The sequence below is a fragment of the Mucilaginibacter sp. PAMC 26640 genome, assembly GCA_001596135.1.
In the GTDB taxonomy this organism is placed as follows: domain Bacteria; phylum Bacteroidota; class Bacteroidia; order Sphingobacteriales; family Sphingobacteriaceae; genus Mucilaginibacter.
Window position 1 is genome coordinate 4,698,034 of sequence record CP014773.1, and the last position, 23,687, is coordinate 4,721,720.

Annotated in this window: 15 protein-coding genes; 12 read left to right on the forward strand and 3 right to left on the reverse strand. The window is 44.8% G+C overall.

Translation table 11 applies throughout. From position 1 onward, the window contains the following. Positions 1 to 181 precede the first annotated feature (181 nt). On the forward strand, positions 182 to 1,582 hold the full coding sequence (locus A0256_20250) for a hypothetical protein (GenBank protein AMR33590.1): 1,401 nt from the start codon (positions 182 to 184) through the stop codon (positions 1,580 to 1,582). A 52-nt stretch (positions 1,583 to 1,634) separates the two neighbouring features. Here A0256_20250 and A0256_20255 read toward each other — a convergent pair whose 3' ends face one another. Further along, the gene (locus tag A0256_20255) at positions 1,635 to 4,298 is read right to left on the reverse strand and encodes a glycosyl hydrolase (protein ID AMR33591.1); all 2,664 of its coding nucleotides are present in this window, start codon (positions 4,296 to 4,298) and stop codon (positions 1,635 to 1,637) included. Between the two features lie 238 nt (positions 4,299 to 4,536). Between A0256_20255 and A0256_20260 the strand changes: the two genes are divergently transcribed. The 9 genes from A0256_20260 (at position 4,537) to A0256_20300 (ending at position 18,196) form a co-directional block, all read left to right on the forward strand. Continuing rightward, positions 4,537 to 5,139: a hypothetical protein gene (locus tag A0256_20260; GenBank protein AMR33592.1), complete on the forward strand. Its 603-nt coding sequence runs from the start codon at positions 4,537 to 4,539 to the stop codon at positions 5,137 to 5,139. 99 nt (positions 5,140 to 5,238) lie between these two features. Then, positions 5,239 to 6,336 (forward strand): hypothetical protein, encoded by a 1,098-nt coding sequence (locus tag A0256_20265; protein ID AMR33593.1) that lies wholly within the window; start codon positions 5,239 to 5,241, stop codon positions 6,334 to 6,336. A gap of 82 nt (positions 6,337 to 6,418) precedes the next feature. Beyond that, complete coding sequence (locus tag A0256_20270; protein AMR33594.1) at positions 6,419 to 8,581, forward strand: glycosyl hydrolase; 2,163 nt, start codon at positions 6,419 to 6,421, stop codon at positions 8,579 to 8,581. 381 nt (positions 8,582 to 8,962) lie between these two features. Continuing rightward, on the forward strand, positions 8,963 to 12,403 hold the full coding sequence (locus A0256_20275) for a hypothetical protein (protein AMR33595.1): 3,441 nt from the start codon (positions 8,963 to 8,965) through the stop codon (positions 12,401 to 12,403). Then, a complete protein-coding gene (locus tag A0256_20280) occupies positions 12,403 to 13,914 on the forward strand; it encodes a hypothetical protein (GenBank protein ID AMR33596.1) in 1,512 nt (503 codons plus the stop codon). Before A0256_20275 ends, A0256_20280 begins: the two co-directional genes overlap by 1 nt. 209 nt (positions 13,915 to 14,123) lie before the next feature. Beyond that, positions 14,124 to 14,618 carry a (2Fe-2S)-binding protein gene (locus A0256_20285; GenBank protein ID AMR33597.1) on the forward strand — a complete coding sequence of 165 codons (495 nt, stop codon included), beginning with the start codon at positions 14,124 to 14,126 and terminating at the stop codon, positions 14,616 to 14,618. Further along, complete coding sequence (locus A0256_20290; protein ID AMR33598.1) at positions 14,611 to 15,603, forward strand: FAD-binding molybdopterin dehydrogenase; 993 nt, start codon at positions 14,611 to 14,613, stop codon at positions 15,601 to 15,603. Before A0256_20285 ends, A0256_20290 begins: the two co-directional genes overlap by 8 nt. A 5-nt stretch (positions 15,604 to 15,608) precedes the next feature. Next, a complete protein-coding gene (locus A0256_20295) occupies positions 15,609 to 17,825 on the forward strand; it encodes an aldehyde oxidase (GenBank protein ID AMR33599.1) in 2,217 nt (738 codons plus the stop codon). 89 nt (positions 17,826 to 17,914) lie between these two features. Further along, positions 17,915 to 18,196 carry a hypothetical protein gene (locus A0256_20300; GenBank protein AMR33600.1) on the forward strand — a complete coding sequence of 94 codons (282 nt, stop codon included), beginning with the start codon at positions 17,915 to 17,917 and terminating at the stop codon, positions 18,194 to 18,196. 96 nt (positions 18,197 to 18,292) lie between these two features. On the opposite strand, the gene A0256_20305 is transcribed toward A0256_20300, so the two are convergent. Both A0256_20305 and A0256_20310 read right to left on the reverse strand, forming a co-directional pair. After that, a complete protein-coding gene (locus tag A0256_20305) occupies positions 18,293 to 18,871 on the reverse strand; it encodes a rubrerythrin family protein (protein ID AMR33601.1) in 579 nt (192 codons plus the stop codon). Between the two features lie 190 nt (positions 18,872 to 19,061). Further along, positions 19,062 to 21,392, reverse strand: coding sequence for a peptidase S9 (locus A0256_20310; GenBank protein AMR33602.1), 2,331 nt, complete (start codon positions 21,390 to 21,392; stop codon positions 19,062 to 19,064). Positions 21,393 to 21,672: 280 nt separating this feature from the next. Here A0256_20310 and A0256_20315 point away from each other — a divergent pair, with 280 nt between their 5' ends. Together A0256_20315 and A0256_20320 are read left to right on the forward strand one after the other, a co-directional pair. Beyond that, the gene (locus tag A0256_20315) at positions 21,673 to 22,767 is read left to right on the forward strand and encodes a hydroxyacid dehydrogenase (GenBank protein ID AMR33603.1); all 1,095 of its coding nucleotides are present in this window, start codon (positions 21,673 to 21,675) and stop codon (positions 22,765 to 22,767) included. Between the two features lie 45 nt (positions 22,768 to 22,812). Continuing rightward, the gene (locus tag A0256_20320) at positions 22,813 to 23,202 is read left to right on the forward strand and encodes a hypothetical protein (GenBank protein ID AMR33604.1); all 390 of its coding nucleotides are present in this window, start codon (positions 22,813 to 22,815) and stop codon (positions 23,200 to 23,202) included. Positions 23,203 to 23,687: the final 485 nt, after the last annotated feature.

Below are 23,687 nucleotides of genomic sequence, written 5' to 3' on the forward strand. Positions count from 1 at the left end.
CTTAGCTTAAAAACACGTATTAACAATAAACGCGCGCATGCAGTTGAGAACTGGAATTTTGTTGAGTTGTTTTGTTACTACACTCTTTATCAGTTTAAATTCCTTTACCACAAAAACCCACCGTCGCGTTACTGCGGATGACGGCCGCACCTTATTTTTACGCTACTGCAGCCTTTGCCATATGGCGCCAGGTCCGGAAACGCTTACCAAAGAGATCTGGAAAAATCACGTGCTACCCATTATGGCCAGCCGCATGGGGATCATATATCCCAATTATGATCCGCTGAGGGGTTTGTCTGATGCAGAGAGAGCCATCGTTAACAAAAACAATATCATCCCCGAGCGGCCGATGATCAGCCAGGAAGACTGGAAGAAGATAGAGACCTACGTTATTGCAAATGCACCGGATACCAGCCTGTTAGACGAGAGCCGACTTACCCGTAACAGTCCGCTCACCCAATTTAAACGCGTAAATATCCAGATAGACGAGCAGGGACCGTCTATGATCACCGGCTTAAAATATAATGTTGATACAAAAACTCTGTGGATAAGCAATTTTCACAAGCAGGTAATTAATTGGCAATACACGGCCGGTATCACCAAAACATATGACGTGAGCAGCCCGGTAGTAGATTTTAACTTCGATAAAAACACTACTTACCTTACGGAAATAGGTAAGCTATACCCTACCGAACTCAGTACCGGATCTTACGTACAGCTAAACGCCGAAACCCAGACAACTGTACTCCCCGATCTGCACCGACCTGTTCACAGCCAGATTGAAGACCTTAATGGCGACGGGATCCCGGAGATCGTCGTATGTAATTTCGGGAACAAAACGGGCTCCTTATCCCTGTTCAAAAAAAACAATGTCAACGCAAAATATACCGAAGACGTTTTGCTGCCCGTGCCCGGTGCGGTGATGTGCTACCTAAAAGATATGGACGGAGATGGTAAAAAGGATATCATTGCCATGTTTTCCCAGGGCGACGAAAGTGTATATATCTTTTACCAGAAAGAGAACCTTAAATTTAAAGCCAAACGGGTGTTGCGTTTCCCTCCTAACTATGGCACTACCGATATGGCGCTGGTAGATTATGACCATGATGGCCTTACGGATATTGTTACCGTGCATGGGGACAATGCAGATTACTCCAACATTTTAAAATCCTACCACGGTATCCGTTTGAATTTGAACCAGGGCAATGGTGTATTTAAAGCGCGGTTTTTTTACCCTGTTTATGGGGTTACCCGTGTTCTAGCTGATGATTTCGACGGCGATGGCGATATTGATTTCGCTACAACATCTTTCTTCCCCGATTACGGTCCGCTACTGAGCGAGTCTTTCATTTACTTGCAAAACCAGGATAGCAAAACATTCAGGTTTAAACCATTTACCTTAAAAGCAGGACTGCCCATAAAATCGCTGACGATGGAAAAAGCAGATGTTGACGGCGATGGCGATATGGATATCATCCTCGGGAACTTTTCGCAAACGCCGGGAAAGGTGCCGCAGGATCTGGATGAACAATGGAAAAGCGCCAAATATGGATTGATACTATTACAAAACACTTCCAAATAAAAGCCGCTAAATACTTTCGTATTTAGCGGCTGCATAATTAGTTTGGCAAATGCTATTGAATACTGATAAAAGCTTCGGGAACATTCCAGCCTTTTACGCTTAGCAATGGTTTGGCCCCACTTTTTACCGGGGTATAATCAACAATCACTTTTTTAGTCTCACCCGGCAATACGGTTATATAGTTATCACTATAAAAAACGGGGAGCAACCTGCTCTTGGTACCTGCATCTACCAAAGATAATCGGTTAAAGAATGCCAACGGACCGCCTTTTTTATTAGTCAGCGTAACCTCAACTTTGCCGGTGCTTACCTGGCGGGCAGTTGTTTGCAATGCCACCTTTTCCATTTTCTGCAAACCTGAGTAATCGCCTTTTTGATCGGCTACCCAGTAAATATTCTGACTGATGGATTTCTGATGTTCGTCCAAAAGCTCCAGCAATAAAAATGCGCCTTTATCTTTGGCAACTTCATCCAGTGCTTTCTTTACCGACAGGTATCGTTTAGTTGTTGTTTCGGTAACATCGACGAAAACCTGGGTGATCATTTTCTCTTTGCCATCCATATCAAATGTTTTGGCTACCAGCATTAAATTAGTTGCCGGTTTAAAGGTATTATTGGCTACCATCACCATACCATCGGTAGGGTTATACATCACGTGCAGCGGCTGGCTTCCGTTGTGCAGGCCATAAAGGCAAGCGTTCGGATCCAGGTAATAATCATACATCTGGCCGCGCATGGCTGTCCACGGGTTTTGCGTTTTCCATATGATCACGCCGGTATACCAATCCCACATGTGCGAGCTGAAGCCCTCCATCAACGCGCGGTACTGGTCATAGTTAACCAGCTGCGCTTTGTCAGCAAAATCTTCTACATTTTTTGCCTTGCCGTATTTGTTTATAAAACCGTCATAACCTATATATTTATGATAGTCCCAAACAGAATCGGTTTTTGTTTTGCCGGTTGCTTCATCGTAAACGGGTAGCACCATATTTTCCTGGGGCAGAAAACGCTTTAAAGATTCATAATCACTCACCCCTACCGACCCAATCTCAGAATTAAATGGGTAAGTCCGTTCGTTCCACAACACAGATAAGGGCTGGATTCCGTAAGGCCCGTCGCCATTACCGCCAAGCACATTGCGCGACATCGTTTCGGAGTTGGAGTACGGGATAAACCAGCGGGTATTATCCAGCTTCGGCATTAGGGTATCCTGCAGCGCCCGCAATATATCTTCGGGCGGCGTTATTTCGTTACCGCCGCACCAAATGGCAAGTGATGCATAGTTACGCACCAGCTTCACCTGGTCTGCAACCGATTCGAGGTACAGGTCATGATCATCCGGGTACTTGCGGCGGGTCCATTGGTCTTCCAGCTTCATTGGGTCAAGCCACCGGCCGTTGCAATCGCCCGATCCCCACATATCCTGGAATACCAGCATGCCATATTTATCACAAGCTTCAAAAAAGTCTGGTCGCTCTATCAGCGCACCACCCCAAACCCTGATCAGGTTTAGGTTCATATCCCGGTGAAAACGCACCTCGGCATCATAGCGTTCTTTGGAAAAACGCAGCATCGCGTCAGAAATGATCCAGTTACCACCTTTTATAAACACTTTTTGCCCGTTAACATTTACCTGTTTGCTTTCGGTACGGCTGTTCCATTCGGTCGTAATTTGTCTTACGCCTACTGATATATTTTGCTCATCGGAAATTTTGGCACCGGTTTCTACAAACTGCAGTTTTAAATTGTAGAGGTTTTGCGCCCCATAACCATTTGGCCACCACAATTTAGGGTTAGGTAAGGTAAGGTCACTTAGTTGCACTTCTGTTATCGCACCGGGTTTAAGCGTAACCTTCTTCTGTACTTTTAATCCGGCCAGTTCATATTGTAAAACCCCGGTTACTGGGGTGGCCGATGCATTTTGCAGATCGGCAGATAATTGTATAATGGCCGGTTGCTGAGCACCTTCTGCTTGGCGAACACCAGGAACAAGCGTAATCACATGCGGATCCTTGATGCGGACAGCCCCGGTGGTTTGCACGGTAACTTTATCCCATATACCGGTGTTCCTATCGCGCATCGGTTGTATCCAGTCCCACCCTGCGGTGTATTGAATACCCACATTTTTTGCTATGGTACCGTCGCCACCCTGGCCGCCATTTGCATTGCCCACAGCATCCGGCGGGTGTACGATTACGGCCAGGCGATTAGCCCCATCTTTGGCAAGCCACCTGGTAATATCATACGAGCGGCGCAAAAACATACCTTTATTAATTGTACGGTTTAATTTGTGTCCGTTTAAAAAAGCGTCGAAACTATAATTAACGCCATTAAAGTTTAAATAAATATGGCGCCCGGCGGCTGGTACAGTTTGCTTAAAATCTTTAGCGAACCAGTAAGTATAGTAAGCGCTGCCTGTTTTGTAGATATCAGGAATTTTTTCATTGTTCATCCCGTAGAATGGATCGGGTACTTTTTTTTCAGCCAACAAGCTGGTTAGTACAGTTCCAGGCACCACTGCTGGCATCCACCCCGCGAAACTGTAAGTGGTTTTGGAAATTTCCAGGCCGGTTTGTGAAATCTCGCCTGCTTTTTTGCATTTCCAGCTACCATTTAATTCATAAATGTTTTGCGAAAATGATTTTTCGGCTCCAAAAAGGCAGGATATTGCCGAAATCGCGACGAAAAATGTTTTTTTACTGATAATAAACTTCATAAGGTGTACTTAAAGGGATTTTTCTAACGCTATATACTACGGTCGACCACAAAGAGCGAACTTTGTACATAGTGTACTTATTACAACAACCGTTTATCGGTTATCGCCTACAATGTTCAAAAAAACTTTTTAATAAAAATTCAAAAGATGCTTATCTATTTAAAATAGTTTTATAAATTTAACTGTTCTTAATGTTGAATTCACATTAGGGGCAACATAAAGCGTAAATATTGATATTTTGAGTAAAAAAGTAGATACATTAAGTCTCTGGAAACTGATTTGCGAAAATGATGACGATAAAGCATTTGAGCTTTTCTTCTCCGTTTTAAACAATTCGCTGATCAGATTTTGTGTGCTATACATTCACAATCGCGAAGCTGCCGAGGAAATCGTATCAGACGTATTTGTAAAATGCTGGCTAAACCGCAAAACACTCACTGAGATAAAGAAACCCGAGACCTATCTGTTTGTCGCTGTTAAAAACCATTCGCTAAATTACATTAAAAAATATTCCAATATTCACCTGGTACAAATCGAAGATACCAATCAAGTTGAATTTTTTAATAATTACGATCCGCAAAGGGCGCTGGAAAATAAAGAATTGATCCACAAGATGGATTGCGCCATTGATACCCTGCCGCAACAATGCCGGATTATTTTCAGGCTGATTAAGGAAGATAGCATGCGCTACAAAGAGGTAGCCGAAATCCTAAACATTTCGCCCCGCACTGTGCAAACGCAACTTTTCCGGGCTATGAAAAAACTCAACGTCACCCTTGAGGGCTATTACCGGGCAAATTTCCAGACTTCGCCAGCTAAAATACCCGACTACATTTTCTAAATATCCTCATTTATAGATATTTCTCTATTTTTTCATTAAACTTGTATGTATTTTTTGAAAAAATATTGTCCATAATACAAATGGAAGTTATAAACCGAGATGGGCGACGAGAAATTTATTGAACTGGTAACCAAGAAACTTACCGGAGAAATAAACCAACCGGAAGCCGACGAACTTAAAATTTTACTGGATACCTCCCCTTCATTTAAGCAACAATATGAAGCTATGAGTTTGTATTGGAAAAATTCTGATACGCATCAGCAAGACAACAAACTTGCTTTCAGTAAGTTAAAAGATAAAATTAAAAAAGCGGAAGAAGCCGGACTAGATGATCATGACACCGACCAGCACTTACTTCCACCTCCTGCAGCGTTTAAAAAGAAGACTTATTTCTGGGCGATAGCTGCGGCTTTGCTTGTTTTCGCGGCAGCTGCATTAACTTATCTTTTATATTTCGCTGATAAAGACCAGGAAGGCGTTGCCTTGCAGCAATTTAATTCGAACGGCCAAAAGGCTATAATTACTTTAAACGACGGCACTAAGGTTACCCTGAATTCAAAAAGTGTTTTAGCATACCCTGCTAGTTTTAATCACCAATTTCGTGAAGTCACCCTAACTGGAGAAGCTTATTTTGACGTAAAAAAGGATCCAAAACATCCCTTTATCATCCATACTGGTAAAATGAATATCAAGGTGCTTGGAACAGCATTCAATGTAAAATCTTACCCGAAAGATTCAGTGATGGAAACCACCCTGTTAAGGGGAGCAATTGAAGTGACGCTTAACGACCGGCCGGAAGACCGGATCTTGCTGAAGCCAAACGAAAAACTCGTCGTAAAAAATGCAAGTTATAATAAGCCAAACCTGCCAGTTGCACCCAAACACGATACAGCTAAAAACAGTAACAATACCCAATACACCCTTACATCCTTCACTTACCAAAGCGACAGTGACAGTACTTTATTAGAAACCGCCTGGTTAAGCGATCAGATGGTTTTCAGAAACGAAAGCTTTGAAGACATTGCACTACAGATGGAGCAGCGGTACGGGGTAAATGTTGTGTTCAAAAACGAGGGACTCAAAAAATTCCGTTTCACCGGGTACTTCGAAAAGTCCGCCCCACATTTGCTGAACGACCTTCGCCTGACAGAAAAGTTTCATTACCAGGTATCAAATTCCACTATCTATATTTATTAGATTTTTGGCTCAAATTTTTACCCGCTAAAATTACAACAGCACGTTCCAATACAGATACTTTTTACAAGAAGATATTTATATCATGAAAGCCTCTATTCGCACTTTACTATTTACAACGTTAACCCTTACTTTCAGCATCACTGCGTTTGCACAACAGCAGGCTGCCTATTTAAATCCAAATCTGAGTCAAAACGCCCGGGTGAAGGATCTCTTGGGCAAATTAACACTTACAGAAAAAGCATTATTGCTGGGTTACAGAAGTAAAGCGGTAGAGCGTCTGCAAATACCCGCCTATAATTGGTGGAATGAGGGACTGCACGGGGTAGCTCGAGCAGGCGAATCAACCATTTTCCCGCAGGCAATCGCCATGGCTGCAACCTTTGATACGACATTAATCAGGCAAATTGGCGATGTGATATCAACCGAAGCGCGGGCAAAATACAACCTGGCCATAGCAAAAAACAACCACGGGCAGTATGTAGGGCTGACTTATTGGTCACCCAATATTAATATCTTTCGCGACCCGCGCTGGGGACGCGGCCAGGAAACTTACGGGGAAGACCCTTTTCTTACCAGCCAGATAGGCATGGCCTATGTAAATGGTATGCAGGGCCAGATACCCGGCAGATTAAAAATATCTGCAACTGCCAAGCACTTTGTGGCCCACAGCGGCCCGGAAGCTACCCGCGATTATTTTGACTCAAAGGTATCGGAGCAGGACTTGCACAATACTTATTTATATGCTTTCAATAAACTGGTTAAAGGTGGTGTTTCCAGCGTAATGACGGCCTACAACAGCGTAAACGGGATCCCGAACTCGGTAAATAACAATTTGCTACAAAATATCCTCCGGAAAGACTGGGGCTTTACCGGCTATATTGTAACCGATTGCGGTGCATTAGATGATGTGTTCAATACACATAAATATATTAAAACCAGCGTAGCAGCAGCAGCGGCGGCTATCAAAGCCGGTATCAACCTGGATTGCTCCAGCGTGCTGCAGAACGATGTAGTAGAAGCTGTAAAACAAAAACTCCTTTCAGAAAAAGAAGTTGATGCTGCGCTAACGCCGGTATTGCTTACGCAAATGAAACTCGGCTTTTATGATGAGCCTAAACTTTCACCTTATGCCAATTTCGGCACAGATAGTATCCACAACGCATACCATGTAGCCCTCACCCGTGAGGCAGCGCAAAAAAGCATGGTATTATTAGAAAACAAGGGCAACCTATTACCCTTAAGTGCCGATAAATACGGCAGTATAATGGTATTAGGGCCAAATGCGGCATCACTTGATGCCCTGGTTGGCAGCTATCACGGTATCAGCTCTAACATGGTAAATTTTGTTGAAGGTATTTCCGGTGCGGTTGATAAAGGGGTAAGGGTTGAATATGACCTGGGAGCAGGTGAAAGCGATACTACCCATTTTGGTGGAATCTGGGGGGCCGGCAACGCCGATATCAGCATAGCCGTACTAGGATTATCGCCAACTAACGAGGGCGAAGCGGGTGACGCATTCTTATCCCCATCTGGGGGAGACAAAAAAAACCTAAGCCTGCCTGCCAGCCAGATCGCATTTTTAAAGGCACTGCGCAAAGGCACAAAAACTCCACTGATTGCGGTTGTTACCAGTGGCAGCGATGTTGACATTGCTGCTATTAAGCCCTATGCAGATGCCATCATCCTGGCCTGGTACCCCGGTGAACAAGGTGGGAACGCACTTGCAGATCTTTTATTTGGCAAAGTGGCACCGTCGGGTAAACTCCCGCTAACTTTCTACAACTCAGTAAATGATTTGCCTGCTTTTGATAGCTATGATATGAAAGAGCGTACTTACAGGTACCACACCGGTAAAGTACAATACCCTTTCGGTTACGGGTTAACCTATACTACCTTCGGGTATGAGGCTGCCTCAAAATTGAAGACACAATATAAAAATACAGATACCATTTCGGTTGCTTATAAATTAACTAATACCGGAAAATTAAATGGAACAGAAACGGCACAGGCCTATATTGTATATCCGAAAAATCCGGATCTTCCTATCCAGGAGCTTAAATCGTTTAAAAAAGTTCAACTAAAACCAGCGGAGAGTAACCAAATCACTTTTAAGATCGCGGCGTCTGAACTTCAAAAGTGGGATGCAAAGGAACATAAGTTTAAAATGTACCCCGGCGAATATGCCATAAAAGTTGGTGGTGATTCTGAAAACGCAGCCTTAATTCAAAAATTTACGGTTAAATAGCTTTTTACTGCTACTCAGATACTTAAAGTAACGCGAATTTTACGTTATTTTAATCCGTCAAAGTTGGATTGGCCCTGCTTTGCCTTGATTTTTTTATCGCGCAAGCCATGTTTTGGGTATTGAAAATAAACCGGGGACTCCTCCCCGGCTATCAACTAAATCTCAGAACATATGAATTCGCTTTTAAATCATCTTAACGTTTGGGCAAATTCATCTTGTAGTTATAGAACAATCATTAGCCGAAAACTGCTTACAACTTTTGCTAATTTATTAGCTTTTGCTTTTTTAACTGAAATAGTTGATTGGAGGCAACAAAAAAGCAAAGGTGGTGCTTTGCTGGTAAATGAAGTGGTGGAGTCTGTTTGGTGTTAACCTCTATTAATGAAACTGAGATTTTTATTAATTTCATTATTTAGCTTATCCTCATTTGCCGGTGTTTACGGGCAAAATAAAGTCTCTTTGAACTTAAAATCGGCAGATTTTAAAAAAGCGCTCGCTGCTATTGAAAAGCAATCGCCCTACCATTTTGTATACAGCGAACGTAAGATCCCAACCACTGCTAAGTTTAGCCTCACTGTCGATAAGGAAGATGCCCTGGTAGCTTTGGATAAACTGTTAGCCAATACGGGCTTCACTTACAATAAACTGAGTAACAATATCATCGTGATTTTACCGGTTGGCGAACAATTAGGTTCCTCTCAGATCACCGGCACCGTTGCAGCTGATAATGCGCTGCCCTTAATTGGCGCCACTGTGCAGCTGCAAGGTTCAACGATTTCTACAGCAACTGATATAAACGGCAAGTTTTCGCTTGATGTACCGGTCAATTCGCAGTTAACTATTACCTATGTAGGCTATGTACCACAAACCTTCACCATAAAGGATTACGATCCGCTTAGCATCCGCATGCTTCCGGAGGATAATGCGCTGAGCGAAGTTATTATTACTGCACTCGGCTTAAAAAAATCCGAACGCAGGCTGGGTTACTCGGTAACACAGATAAGTGGTGATGAGGTTTCGGAAACGCGAGAGCCAACTTTCATTAATGCACTGGCCGGAAAAGTGGCCGGACTGATCGTACAATCGCCACCTAATGGCCCTGGCGGGTCGTCTAGGGTTATTTTGCGTGGCTATTCTTCATTTTCAGGCTCTAACCAGCCGCTTTACGTTATCGATGGCATCCCGATCAATAGCGACACACGCGAAAACACGGAAGATCCCTTAAAAATATATGGCGGGGCAGACCCCGGCGACGGCCTGGCATCCATCAACCCGGATGATATCGAATCGATCAGTATTTTAAAGGGTGCCTCGGCAGCTGCACTTTACGGTGGCAGTGCCCAGGCCGGGGTAATCTTGATCACCACTAAAAAAGCATCCGGCACAAACGGTTTAGGTATCACTTTTAACAGCAATACCGTGCTGGAAAAAATGGTGCCTTACGGCGATCTGCAATACCAATATGGCCGTGGTAATAATGGAATGCTGTACACGGCCGCTGATAATATCAGCAACAATTATTATTTAACCGGCCAATCCTGGGGGGTACCGTTTTCAGGACAGATGGCACTTGGGGCAGATGGGCAAATTGGCCCTTATCAGCCCCAAACCGCAAAACAAAGGTTCAATACCTTTTTTAATACGGGTTTTAGCACTACGAATAGTCTCGCGTTGGCAAAAACAATTAAGGATGGTAGTTTCAGAGTATCAGCGTCGCAAACCAAAAGTAACTCGCCTATCCCTGGCTCCGGCTTTGAGCGGTACAACGGGCTTTTAAAATTCATCCAGGATTTTGGCAAGCGCATCCACACGGATATTAAAATAGATGCATCCAGAACGCAACGGCTCAATATCCCACTTTTGCGCGGCGACGACCGCGGATCCTTCGCAAAATATTTTATCCGGTCGGATAATGTAACCGATATCGCCTTCCTGGATAAGCGGGATGCCGAAGGTAATTATCTCTACACTTACACTAATCCTTACATCGGGATAGAAAAAGTGATCAATAACCAAACTCAAAACCGGATCATCTCTTCGGCAAATATTTCGGTCGACCTTACCAACCACTTACAGGCCAACCTCATCAGCGGTATAGATTATGTAAATACCGATGGACTATTTGTTAACTTCCCTAACAATAAAAATGGCGGCGGCTCCATCACCACTACCAACTTCAACCAGCAGCGCAGCGATGTACGGGGAATGTTGTTGTACAACCAATCTTTTGGTAATATCAGCCTGAGCGGTTTCGCCGGCGCGGAACTGCAGCAGGCAACTTTTAAATCGGTAACATTAACCGGCGTCAACCTTGCCGATCCGAATCTGGTTAGCCTAGGCAACGTTACGGTAGGCCAGCCCGTACAAATTACAATACCGCGCTCTAAAACCAATTCGGTATTCGGAGAGGCTCAAATCGGTTTTAAAAATTATCTTTTTCTAGAGATTACCGGCCGTAATGACTGGTTTTCGGCTTTAACCTCCTCCAGGCCCGGCTTCACCAACCATATATTTTACCCTTCGGCTAACTTGAGTTATATTTTTACAGATGCACTGAAGATAGACCCGCAGATTCTCTCTTTTGGGAAATTGAGGCTGGCAGTTGGGCAAACCAGTAGTAACCCGGTTCCAAATCAAACGGATCTCACTTTTAAGTTTACACCCACGGTGAATGGTATACCGGGGCAGGAGATCAGCAATACTTCTTTGCCCCCATCGGGACTAAAACCCGAAAACACTACCGAAACCGAAATAGGTACCGAACTTAAGTTTTTTAAAGACCGCCTTTTTATTGATTTTGCCTGGTACAATAAAACATCAAAAAACTTTCTCCTCCCTATCGCGCTGCCTACGGCCACTGGTTTTAATGCCACTTACCAAAACGCAGGCTCGATGTATAACCGCGGCATCGAGCTTTTGGTTAATGCCACCGCTATAAGAACAAAAAACTTTTCATGGGATGTCAGCATCAATTACGCTAAAAATAAAAACCTGGTTACCAGTTTAAATGATGCTTTAAAGACCAACGGGGTATCGTTCTATTATAATATCAAAGCCAAAGCGGGCTATCCGCTTGGGTCAATCTTCGGTACGCCCTTCCGCCGGGATGCTGCAGGGCAACTGGTTTACAAGGCTATTAGTGCCAATGGCAGCGGCACAGCCGATGCAGTAGTAATTGACAAGGGCGCCTTAACTTTTGATAGCAATGGTAACCCGGTGAAAACAGCAGGCGGAATGCTTGCTGTAAATAACGAAGTATACCTGGGCAGCACCAATCCGGATTGGACCGGTGGGATAACCAATAGTTTCCGCTTTAAAAACCTGCGATTAAGCTTTTTAATAGATGGCCGGTTTGGCGGAAAAATATATGAGGACGGCGCGCGCTGGGCTAATTTCTTTGGTAATAGCACAACATCAGTACTGGGCCGCGACGGCAAATATATCCCACAGGGAATGGTGAACACCGGTACGGATGCCGCGCCAAATTATGTTAAAAATACTTTGCCTTATAACCCCTACCAACAATACAATGCAAACGGCACACTGGCTTATTACGTAGATGAATCATCGGTATTCAGCCGCACGTTTATAAAACTGCGGCAGGTGTCATTGGGTTATACACTACCCAGGCGCTTACTCGGCAACGGCCCGGTTAAAAGTGCAACCTTTTCATTAATAGCGCGTAATTTGCTTTACTTCCGAAAAGACCTGCCCATATTTGACCCGGATGCATCAGATAGTATCGGTAATGGCTACGGCTATGATACCGGCGGACTGCCAGCCAGCAGAACTTACGGTTTTAACTTAAATATTGTTTTTTGATGATGAACAGAGGATTAAAGCGGCTACTCAAAACAACGGTGATCATCTGCTTTGCTTTGCTGCCCTGTGCATGCACCAAAAATTTTGCTGAATACAACCTCAACCCGGATGGCAGTGTGGTTGCGCAGCCTGCACTTTTATTTTCAGATGCACTGGTAAAGACCTCTGCCGCAGATATGGAGGCCCGCACCAATTACTGCCATGCTTTTATGCAATACGGTTACAGCGATTTTTGGTCGGGTACTACCTATTCCTTGTCAGATGCAATTTCCAACCGGTATTGGAACAACTTCTACATCCCCGTATTACGAAACCTGGAGTACATCGTACCTATTCTCAAAAACAAGCCGGATATGGCTACTACGTATGCCGCAGCGCGTATCTGGCGGGTTTTTATTTATCAAAAACTGACAGATATGTACGGGGACATCCCCTATTTTCAGGCTGGGCAGGCGCTTGCAAGTGGAATATTCACGCCGGAGTACGATACCCAGCAGGTGATCTATGCCGACCTCATCAAAGAGTTACGTGCTGCCATTGCCCTTATGAAAAGTAACCCGGCAATGGTTGTTGGCGGCGACCAATTCTATGGTGGCAGTGCTGCCCAGTGGCGTAAGCTGGCCAACGCTATGTTGCTAAAAATTGGTATGAGACTGATAAAGGTTGACCCGGCACAAGCCGCAATTTTAGTAAAAGAAGCCTATACCGATGGTGTGATGACCTCTAATATGGACATGCCGGTGTTAAAGCATAACAGCAGCGCAGATAATGGCTTTTTCTTTAACCTCAGCGATCAGCATTTTTTCCTTCATCAAACCCTGGTAAGTAAAATGAAGGCCGCAGGCGATCCCCGGCTTAATATTTATGGGGCAATTTATAACAAAGCCGCCAATGCGGGCGGGGTAATTACATCAAAAGATACCTTACAGTATGTAGGCTACAGTTTTAAAGCAGCCGATCCATTACCAAATGCAAGGGTCAATGTTTCGATATTTGGTTTAGAAGAAACACCTTTTTTTGATTTTCAGTTTGCGGAAGTGCAGTTTCTACTGGCAGAAGCCGTGCTGAGAGGGTACATAGATGGAGATGCCAACGAATACTACCGATCCGGCGTAACTGCCCACATGCAATCGCTGGCACTTTTGCCCACCGGGCCTTCCATTAGCAATGCGCAAATTGTAGCCTACCTGGCCCGCAACCCATTAGTAGATCCTTTAGACCCCACCGTCGAGAAAAGCATTGAACGGATCAACACCGAATTCTGGTTAGCCGGGTTTATATTTGATGCAGACGAGGTTTACGCCAACTGGCGCCGTACAGGCTATCCTAAACTAGTGGCCAATCCAAACACCATTACCGGCCCAAGCAGTTCGCGCGGTGCTATTCCGCGAAAGCTTCCCTATCCGCAATCAGAGTTTACACTGAATAGTACGAATGTAAACAAGGCCCTGGCCGTATACGGAGGGCTAAATGATTTTAATGAAAAGGCCCGGGTGTGGTGGGATAAGTAGCTTTCCGCATTCGCATTTTGTGTGCTGAACAAATTGCCTGCTTATAAAGACGGTCCAGTTAAACACTAAGGGCCTTTGTGAAGATACCTCCTATTTCCGCATCAATTTTCAAAATAATTCGTCTCAAGATGCCGAAAAGAAAGTTTAGAAAATTTTAATTTTTTTAAACATAATAATTGTGGTGATGTTCCTATTGGAAACAATAAGTTATGTTGATTGCATCTCCTACTCAGGTTAACCCTGTTTCAAAAGGGACACCAAAAACGATCACGCTCCATATTAACGGGGCAGCGCATACCCTGGAGGTATTACCTTATGTGAGCCTGTTGGATGCCCTTAGAGAATACCTGGATTTAACGGGCACTAAAAAAGGCTGCGACCATGGACAATGTGGTGCATGCACGGTTTTATGTGATGGCAAACGGGTTTTAAGTTGCCTTACATTGGCGGTGATGAAAGATGGTGCCGAAATTACCACCATTGAAGGTGTGGATCATCCCTTGCAACAGGGTTTTATTGATCATGACGCGTTTCAATGCGGTTATTGCACTCCCGGGCAGATCTGCAGCGCCATTGGCATGATGCAGGAAGGAAAGGCTAAAACCAGGTTGGAAGTGCAGGATGCCATGAGTGGTAACCTTTGCCGCTGTGGCGCCAACATGCAGATAATTGACGCAATAATGGAAGGGATGGGTCATGAATAATTTTGATTATGAGGTAGCAGGCTCCGTTGAGGAAGCAGTAGGAAAATCAACCTTTATCGCCGGTGGCACCAACCTGCTCGATCTGCTCAAATACAACCTTGAAAGCGTTGAAACGCTGGTAGATATCAACTCGCTTGATAGCGCCATAACTCAGATAGAAACGGGGATACTGCTCGGCGCTTTGGCCACCAATGCAGATACTGCCTACCACCCGCTTATCGAACAGAACTACCCACTGCTATCTAAGGCTATTTTGGCCGGTGCATCCGGGCAGATCCGCAATATGGCCACCAACGGCGGTAACTTATTACAGCGTACCCGTTGTTATTATTTTTATGATGCCCATGCCCCATGCAATAAAAGAGTACCGGGGTCCGGGTGTTCGGCAATCAACGGTAACAACCGCATTATGGCTATTCTGGGTACCAGTGAGCATTGTATCGCAGTATTCCCTTCGGATATGTGTGTGGCACTGGCCGCATTGGATGCCGTGGTAAACATTGCTGGCCCGAATGGCAACCGGAAATTAAATTTTGCTGATTTTCATCGCTTGCCGGGAGATACGCCACATTTAGATAACAATTTATTGGCCGGAGAACTGATCACCGGCATTGAGCTGCCCAAAAAAGGGTTTGCAAAAAACTACTCCTATTTAAAACTACGCGACCGCAATTCTTACGCCTTTGCCTTAATATCGGTAGCTACAGGTTTGGACATTGAAAATGGCATCATCAAAGAGGCCCGCATTGCCCTGGGCGGTGTGGCGCATAAGCCGTGGCGCGTAAAAGCGGCAGAAGATTACCTTGCCGGAAAACAACCAGATGAAGCAAATTTTGCGGCTGCTGCGGAAATAATACTACAAGGCGCTATCGGCTTTGAACATAACGAATTTAAAATAGAACTGGCTAAACGTGCCATAATCCGCAATGGAATGATGGCCTTAGATCCATCCACTCAATTACCCGGCGCACAGCCTTCAGCATAAATACCATGACAGCAATAGGACAACCAATTAGCCGGCTGGAAGGCCATGAAAAGGTAACCGGCAGAGCCAAATACGCAGGCGAATACAATGTACCCGGGCTATTATATGGCTACGTTGTGAACAGCACCATCACCAAAGGAAAGATCATTAAGATCAACACTGAAGCAGCAGAAGCTATAGCTGGTGTGGTGAAGATATTTACCCATGAGAACCGGCCGTCTCTAGCCTGGTTCGATCTGCAATACAGCGATATGGATGCGCCTCCGGGATCACCTTTCCGGCCTTTGCACAATGCCGAAATCAAACACAACGGGCAGCCTATAGCTTTAGTAGTAGCCGAAACATTTGAACAGGCAAGGCAGGCTGCATCTGTTATTACGGTTGATTATGAGGAAAGCGCCTTTAAAACCAATCTGGCCTCGCACCTGAACGAGGCGCGCGACCCAAAAGTTGGTATGGCATCTGCCCTGAAACCGCCACCACCAAAACCATCCGGCGATTTTGAGAAGGCTTATGCGGGCTCGGCCGCGAAAGCCGCATTTGAATTTACACACGGTACGGAGCACCACAACCCCATGGAGCTGTTTACCACCACCACGCTGTATGAGGGCAAAGGAAAACTAACCATTTACGATAAAACGCAGGGCACTGTAAATTGCCAACTTTATGTGGCGAATGTATTTGGGCTGCGTTACAAAGATGTTCGTGTAGTTTCCCCGTATGTGGGTGGTGGGTTTGGTGCAGGGCTAAGACCGCAGTACCAGTTATTCATGTCGGCGATGGCGGCATTGGAGCTCAAGCGCCACGTACGTGTTACGCTGGATCGCAGCCAGATGTTTAGTTTTGGCCATCGCCCGCAAACCATTCAGCGTACGCGTTTTGGTGCTGATGAAACCGGGAAAGTCACCGCGCTTAACCATAGCGCCTACGGCGAAACATCGCGGTTTGAAGATTACGGAGAAATTGTGGTAAGCTGGTCGCCGATGATTTACCCTGCTGAAAACACCTTGCTCGAATACAAAGTAGTACCGCTGGATGTGCACACGCCGCTGGATATGCGCGCACCGGGTGGCAGCACCAGTCTGCATGCCATTGAAGCTACGATGGATGAATTGGCTTACCAGCTAAAAATGGATCCCGTTGAACTCCGTTTAAAAAATTACAGCACCTTTAACAAGGTGGAAGGCAAACCCTTCACTAGTAAAGAATTAAAAGCCTGCTATTTAGAGGGCGCAAAAAAGTTTGGCTGGGAGAAACGCAACCCCGAACCAAGGAGCATGAAACGTGGCCACAAACTGGTTGGCTACGGCATGGCCACCGGCATTTGGGACGCCATGCAATTACCTGCACGAGCCGAAGCGATGATCACCAGCGACGGTAAGCTGCACGTTAAAAGTGCAGTGACCGATATCGGTACCGGCACGCTTACCGTAATGACCCAGATAGCAGCTGATGAACTGGGTCTTAATATGGCGGATGTACAGTTTGACTATGGCAATAGCAAAATGCCCTTTGCCCCCATCCAGGGCGGATCGTTTACCACATCAACGGTGGGTATGGCGATAGTTGCTGCAGCGAAAGCTCTGCGTAAAAAGTTGTTTAAAATAGCAAAAGATAAATTTGACACCCTTAAAGAGGCTAAGCTGGAGACTGTAACTTTTAACGGCGGCAACCTGGTTTTTGGGGAAGTTATTATTGGACTGAACGAAATCGTCGAAGCAAATAACGGCAAACCAGTAAAAACCACTAATACGGGATATCCGCATGCATTAAAGCTGCGAAAATATGCTAAAGCCGCTCATAGTGCCGCTTTTGTTGAGGTAGAAGTTGATGAAGAACTAGGTATGATCAACGTGACCAGGGCGCTTACTGCAGTGGCTGCCGGCAGAATCATTAACCCTAAAACAGCACGCAGCCAGGTATTGGGTGGTATGGTATGGAGTATCAGCAAAGCACTGCGCGAGGAGACCATACTAGACAAAAACCTCGGCAAGTATATGAACCAGAACCTGTCTGAATACCATATCCCTGTACATGCCGATATCCACGACCTCGACGTATTATTTGTGGAAGAAAACGACAGCATTATCAATGAGCTGGGTACAAAGGGAGTTGGGGAAATTGGATTGGTGGGCATGCCGCCTGCAATCGCGAATGCTATTTTTCATGCTACCGGCAAAAGGATAAATGAATTTCCAATTCACTTTGATAAGCTATTGTAGCAGTGAGCGTACAGTAAGCTTATCAACAATCGTGAAAACGGTGTTTTGATGGTAAACAAATTGCGCAGCTAATAGTTATTACAATATCAATGCGCCTAAAAGCTAGGCGCCTATACTTAAATAACATCATCATGAGAAATCCATTTGAAAAGCAAAACAACAATATCCTAATCGCTTCACTTGCCATTGGTGCTTTGGCAGCAGGCGGCCTTACTTATCTTTTTGTTAGTGACAACGGGCGCGTTTCCCGTGAGAAAATTAAAGGCTTTGTGAAAGAAGCATTTAAAAATAAAGCATCAGAATTTGCGGCTCTCAAGACCCCGTTCTCCAAAAAAGCAGTAAAAACTGCGCTGGATCATTTCATTAAATAAGTGCAGCCAGATTTCAAACAACGAGATCAGATAAAAAAAGACCCTTCGCTATTGGCAAAGGGTCTTTTTTATGCTTAACTTAACGAGATAGCTCGCTTATTCTGCTACGGCTGCTTCGTTAACCAAAGATTCGGCGCATACGGTTAACGCTACATCCGTTGCTTTCTCGTTATCCAGCGTTTGCTGTAATAAATCGGCAACATCCTGGTTTCCCATAGTAATGGCCAGGGTACGTAAAGCTCCGTAAGTTGCAATCTCATAATGTTCCACCTTTTGCGCACCCAGGATCAACCCGCAATCACGGATCATAGTGCCCTGGTCGGTGTCTGAAATAATGCCATCAGCTTCTTCCAGTAAACCAGCCATCGCGTCACATTTTTTTGCAGCAGCTTTTTCGCCAAGTAACTCAAATACTTGCTCCAATGTTGCAATATGTGTTTCAGTTTCGGCGGTGTGTTTGTCAAAAGCAGCAGCTAGCTCGGGGCTCGTAGCAGCTTTCTTCATTTTCGGTAATGCTTTTACCAGGTGCTTTTCTGCCCAGTAAATATCCTTCAGTTCGTCTACAAAAAATTCATGAAATTCTGAATCTTCAAATTTACCGCTTGCGGGTGATTTGCTTGTAGCAGCCGTTTTGGTGGCTTTAGTTTTAGTTTCGGTTTTAGCTTTAGTTGCCATGTTTTTATAGTTATAGAGTTGTTTAGTTACAACTTTGGCATCCAGATTTTGTTTTCCCGATTTTAATTATTTGATAATATTTAAATTAGTACGCAATGCACATGTATGGGCTTTGAACTTACCGAATTCATATTTAAGTAAAAAGCCCCAACTGTCGTTGAGGCTTTGGATCGTAAATCATCAAAGAAATTTATTGCCCATTATCCACTTTTGGTTTCAATACGTAATCTTTTGGCGGTTCGGCACCTAAAAGATTCTTTACAAAATAATCCCAGCGGCGGCGCATCATATAGTAAGAATATTGCCCGTAACCATGCGCACTATTCGGAAAAATTACCAGGTCGAAACTTTTGTTGGCTTTCTCCAGCGCTTCTGCCACCAGCAGGGTGTTATACGGAGGCACGTTATTATCCATCATGCCATGGGCCAGCATCAGTTTACCTTTCAGGTTCTTAGCAATATTTTGATTGGCTTGCGCGTCGTAATTTGAGTTTTCTACCAGGCCGTTATAGCGTTCGCCCCAATCGTCCTCGTAGTTCCTGTTTTCGTGGTTGCCCGATTCAGAGATACCCACTTTAAAGAAATCGGGATAACGGAACATCGCTGCTGCCGTTGCATACCCGCCTCCAGAATGGCCCCAGATGCCAACGCGGGTTGTATCAATGTAGCTGTATTTTTGCGCCAGCTGGCGAATGCCGCCCACCTGATCGCTCAGGGTATTATCACCCATATTACCATAATTCATATCATGATAGCTTTTTGACCGCAGCGGGTTGCTGGTGCCTTCTATTGCTACCACCACAAAGCCCAATTCGGCCAAAGCCTGGTTATCCCCACGTGCGGCGCCAAACGACCAGCTACCAACGCTGCCGCCCTGCGGACCCGGGTAGATATAATCAATTACAGGATATTTTTTGTTGGGATCAAGATGGGTTGGCGTAAACATTACACCGTAGATATCAGTTTTGCCGTCATGCGCTTTCAGGGTTATCGGCGTAAGTGGTTTCCAGCCCTTTGCTGTTAATTGGCTGATATCCGTTTTCTCCAATGTGGAAAGCAGCTTGCCTTCAGCGTTCCGGAGAACGGTAACAGGGGCAACATTGGGCTTAGAATAAGCATCTATAAAATACCCGTATGAAGGCGAAAACGTTACCTGGTGGTTACCTGCCTCCGGCGTTAGTACGGTAAATCCCTTACCATCCATCCCAATTTTGCAAAGCTGACTAAAATATGGGTTCTCAGCCTGGCGGCCATCCGCTATGAAATAGATAACCCTCTTTTTTTCATCCACTTTGAGCACCTGGGTCACCACCCAGTCGCCCTTGGTTATCTGGCGTTTTAACTTACCGGTGTTTGCATCGTAAAGGTAAAGATGGCCCCAGTTATCGCGTTCAGAAAACCAGATGATCTCGTTACTGGCAGGCAAATATTTCCAGTTGATACTGCGCCAGCCGCTTTCATACTGGGTGGCAACCGTTTCACCAAAAACCTCTTTCACCGCACCGGTAGCCGCATCGGCAATTCTTACTTTTTCTATCTTATGATCGCGGGAGGTAGATACAAAGGCCAGTTTACTGCCATCGGCACTCCAGTTAACATCGTCAAAAGTACCACTGCTGGCAATATCATCGCTCAGTGTAGCGCGATGCGGATCTGCCGGGATCTGCAGCCTGATCACTTTTGGCTCATCAACATTGATAATTACCCGGGCAATAGTGGCTATATCCTTATCACCGGGCAAGGGGTACTTCCACGCTTTTAAAGTTGGCTTACCCACATTGGTAGTCACCAAAAACATGTCACTTACCGTGCGCTGATCCTGCTGAAAAGTGGCAATCTTTTTTGAATCCGGCGACCAGGACAATATCGGCCCGTCGCTCATTTTCCAGCCTGCGTTATCGGTTGCATAGCCGAAATCCTTCACGCCATCGGTAGTCAGCTGAGTTTGTGCACCCGTTTTAACATCCTTTATCCATAAGTTCCAATCCTTAATAAAGGCCGCCTTGGTTTTGTCGGGAGATAAAACTTCCAGTCCACCCCCACCGCGTGCCCCCCTGCCGCCCTGGGCATCTGCCATGGCAACAGCGCCGCTGTACTCGCTTACTTTATCACTTGCCGCATCATACTGCCACTGCTTGCCTAAAGCCCGGAACAAAACTGTTTTATCATCGGCAGCAAAGCTGATAGAACGAAACGGCAGGGCTTTCGCATCCACCTTTTCATTGGAGGCTGTTGCTAAAGCAGTAGCAAGCTTTTGTGAATCAAATGCTGGTGTACGCGTTCCTTTAGCGGCGTTTACCATTACAAACTCGGCACCTGCGGGCATAACAACACGGTACCAGAAGTTGTCTCCCGGCAGCCAGTTAGGTCTCACGCTTCCGTTAAAAACAAGCGGTTCGGTATTATAGCCCAGCATACTTTCGGCGTGCTGGTAATCCTTATCTGTTAATGCCGGCAACTGCTGGGCACCTGCAGTAAACGCAAGCATAAAGCCGGCTGTGGTTAAGTAAAGTTTATTCATCAATGTTTTTAAGAAATCTGTATAATAAAATAATTCAACGCACAATTACCGCAAAAATAATCGCTTTTTACAAGTATGGGGCTGTAACGATTTTGTTAGTACAAAAACCTCTATAATTCAAATCGCAGCATAAAAACAAAGCCATTTAATTAAATCTGAAAGCTTCCCACATTTATTAATAACAGGGCATCGTATGGTCCTGATAAGTAAACCTTAGTTTGTATAATTCAAAAACAAATAAATTTATTCATAGTTGAAATAAGTAACATCTAACAAAACTATGGAAACGATAAACACAGAAAAAATTGCAGCTAAAGGCTATGGTGCCTCGGGCAGCCTGTTTGGGGGAGAAACCCTTGAACTTATGGAGTTTGAACGCGATGCACCTAAAGATAATGAGGTGCTGATTGAAGTACTTTATTGCGGCGTGTGCCACAGTGACGTACACCAGGTAGAAAACGACTGGAAAAACACGCTCTATCCATGTGTACCGGGCCATGAGGTAGTGGGTAAAATTACTTATGCAGGCAGTGCGGTAACCAAATTTAAGGTAGGCGATACCGTTGGTGTAGGCTGTATGATAGATAGTTGTAAAAGCTGTTCGGCCTGCCACGAAGGAGAAGAGCAATTTTGTGAGCATCCGCATGGGCCTACCATGACCTATAACGGCTATTTTGTAGCTGACGGAAGCGGATATAACACCTTTGGCGGTTACGCTAACAACCTGGTGGTACGCGAGGATTTTGTGCTGAGCATTCCGGAAGGCTTGGATGTGGCTAAAGTTGCACCTATCCTTTGCGCAGGTGTTACTACTTATTCCCCGCTTAATCACTGGAAAGTAAAGGCAGGTGACAAAGTTGCGATTGTGGGTATCGGCGGTTTGGGCCACATGGGTGTAATGATAGCCAAGGCCATGGGCGCCGAGGTTACCGCGATTACCACTAAAGAAGAAAAACGTGAACTGGCGCTGGAATTAGGCGCGGATAAAGTGATCGTATCAGAAAATGAAGATGAAATGAAGCAGTTTGAAAAATACTTCAACTTTATTTTGGTAACCATCCCCGATCCGTTTGATGTAACCCCATACATTTCATTGATGCGTCGCCGCGGATCTTTAGTTACCGTTGGATTACTGGCACCTTACAAAGAGCCACTGAACAATATGGAGATGGCCAGCCAGGGCCGCAGCATCGGCGGATCATTAATAGGTGGTATTGCCGAAACCCAGGAAGTGCTTGATTTTTGTGCCAAACATAACATTTTACCATTGGTAGAGATGATCAGCATTGAGGATATCAACGATGCCTATACAAAAATTAAAGACGAAGACGTGCGTTTCCGTTATGTAATAGATATGCAATCCTTAAAACAATAAGTTACCCGGCCCCGTTTTAAAACGGGGCCATTTTTTATATAAACAATGAAAACAGAAAACATAAAAAAAGCAACGAGGATATTATTAGGTGCTAATTTGATCTTTGCAGGTGTAAGCCACCTTAGCTTTGGGCGTAAAGCTTTCAGGGCCCAGGTACCGGATTGGGTTCCGTTAAAAACAGATGATACTGTAATTTACTCGGGCATTGCGGAAATTGCTTTAGGTGCAGCGCTAGTGTTCACCCCGCAAAAACATGAAAAAAACGTAGGTAAAATCTCGGCCGCCTTCTTTACAGCAGTATTCCCGGGCAATATTTCGCAATACCAGCATGATCGGAGTGCCTTTGGTTTGGATACCAAGAAAAAAAGATTCGGCCGGTTATTGTTTCAACCGTTGCTGGTGTTTTGGGCACTGAAAAGTACAGGCAACGTGTAAGGATATTGCACAGTAAATTCATTGTGCCAATATTGTCCATCATGTGTGTTAGATATGTATTCAATCTCATTGATTCCAAAAGCTTTAGATCGCCTAATGGGAAAATCCGAAATTATGTGTGGTAAGCCATGTATGAAGGGTTACGGATGACCGTGGGAACCGTAATAGGCACTTTAGCCCTCGGATTTACTATCGAATTTATAAAGAGATTTTTAGATTAAACGGATGGGACTACACTGTAAACCGCATAAAAAATCACCCAGGAATTATAGGTACTTGGACAAGACAACTTATTAATAATCTGCTGTCAAAAGGCATTTTAGAAGAGCTTGAGAAAAAGACACAAATAGCTCAGCAGGTAAAAAAACCGCTCGCCTACAACAAGGCCTTACGCTCGATTTTGGAGAGCCGCACTTAGAAAACAATTAATCTCAGTTATCACACTGACGAATATTTCTGATACATGGCAAGAGTTTCTAAAAAAC

Coding starts and splice junctions, on each gene's coding strand:
- A0256_20250 (AMR33590.1), top strand. CDS start 182: ATGGCGCCAGGTCCGGAAACGCTTACCAAAGAGATCTGGAAAAATCAC.
- A0256_20255 (AMR33591.1), bottom strand. CDS start 4,298: ATGAAGTTTATTATCAGTAAAAAAACATTTTTCGTCGCGATTTCGGCA.
- A0256_20265 (AMR33593.1), top strand. CDS start 5,239: ATGGGCGACGAGAAATTTATTGAACTGGTAACCAAGAAACTTACCGGA.
- A0256_20270 (AMR33594.1), top strand. CDS start 6,419: ATGAAAGCCTCTATTCGCACTTTACTATTTACAACGTTAACCCTTACT.
- A0256_20275 (AMR33595.1), top strand. CDS start 8,963: ATGAAACTGAGATTTTTATTAATTTCATTATTTAGCTTATCCTCATTT.
- A0256_20280 (AMR33596.1), top strand. CDS start 12,403: ATGATGAACAGAGGATTAAAGCGGCTACTCAAAACAACGGTGATCATC.
- A0256_20285 (AMR33597.1), top strand. CDS start 14,124: ATGTTGATTGCATCTCCTACTCAGGTTAACCCTGTTTCAAAAGGGACA.
- A0256_20290 (AMR33598.1), top strand. CDS start 14,611: ATGAATAATTTTGATTATGAGGTAGCAGGCTCCGTTGAGGAAGCAGTA.
- A0256_20295 (AMR33599.1), top strand. CDS start 15,609: ATGACAGCAATAGGACAACCAATTAGCCGGCTGGAAGGCCATGAAAAG.
- A0256_20300 (AMR33600.1), top strand. CDS start 17,915: ATGCGCCTAAAAGCTAGGCGCCTATACTTAAATAACATCATCATGAGA.
- A0256_20305 (AMR33601.1), bottom strand. CDS start 18,871: ATGGCAACTAAAGCTAAAACCGAAACTAAAACTAAAGCCACCAAAACG.
- A0256_20310 (AMR33602.1), bottom strand. CDS start 21,392: ATGAATAAACTTTACTTAACCACAGCCGGCTTTATGCTTGCGTTTACT.
- A0256_20315 (AMR33603.1), top strand. CDS start 21,673: ATGGAAACGATAAACACAGAAAAAATTGCAGCTAAAGGCTATGGTGCC.
- A0256_20320 (AMR33604.1), top strand. CDS start 22,813: ATGAAAACAGAAAACATAAAAAAAGCAACGAGGATATTATTAGGTGCT.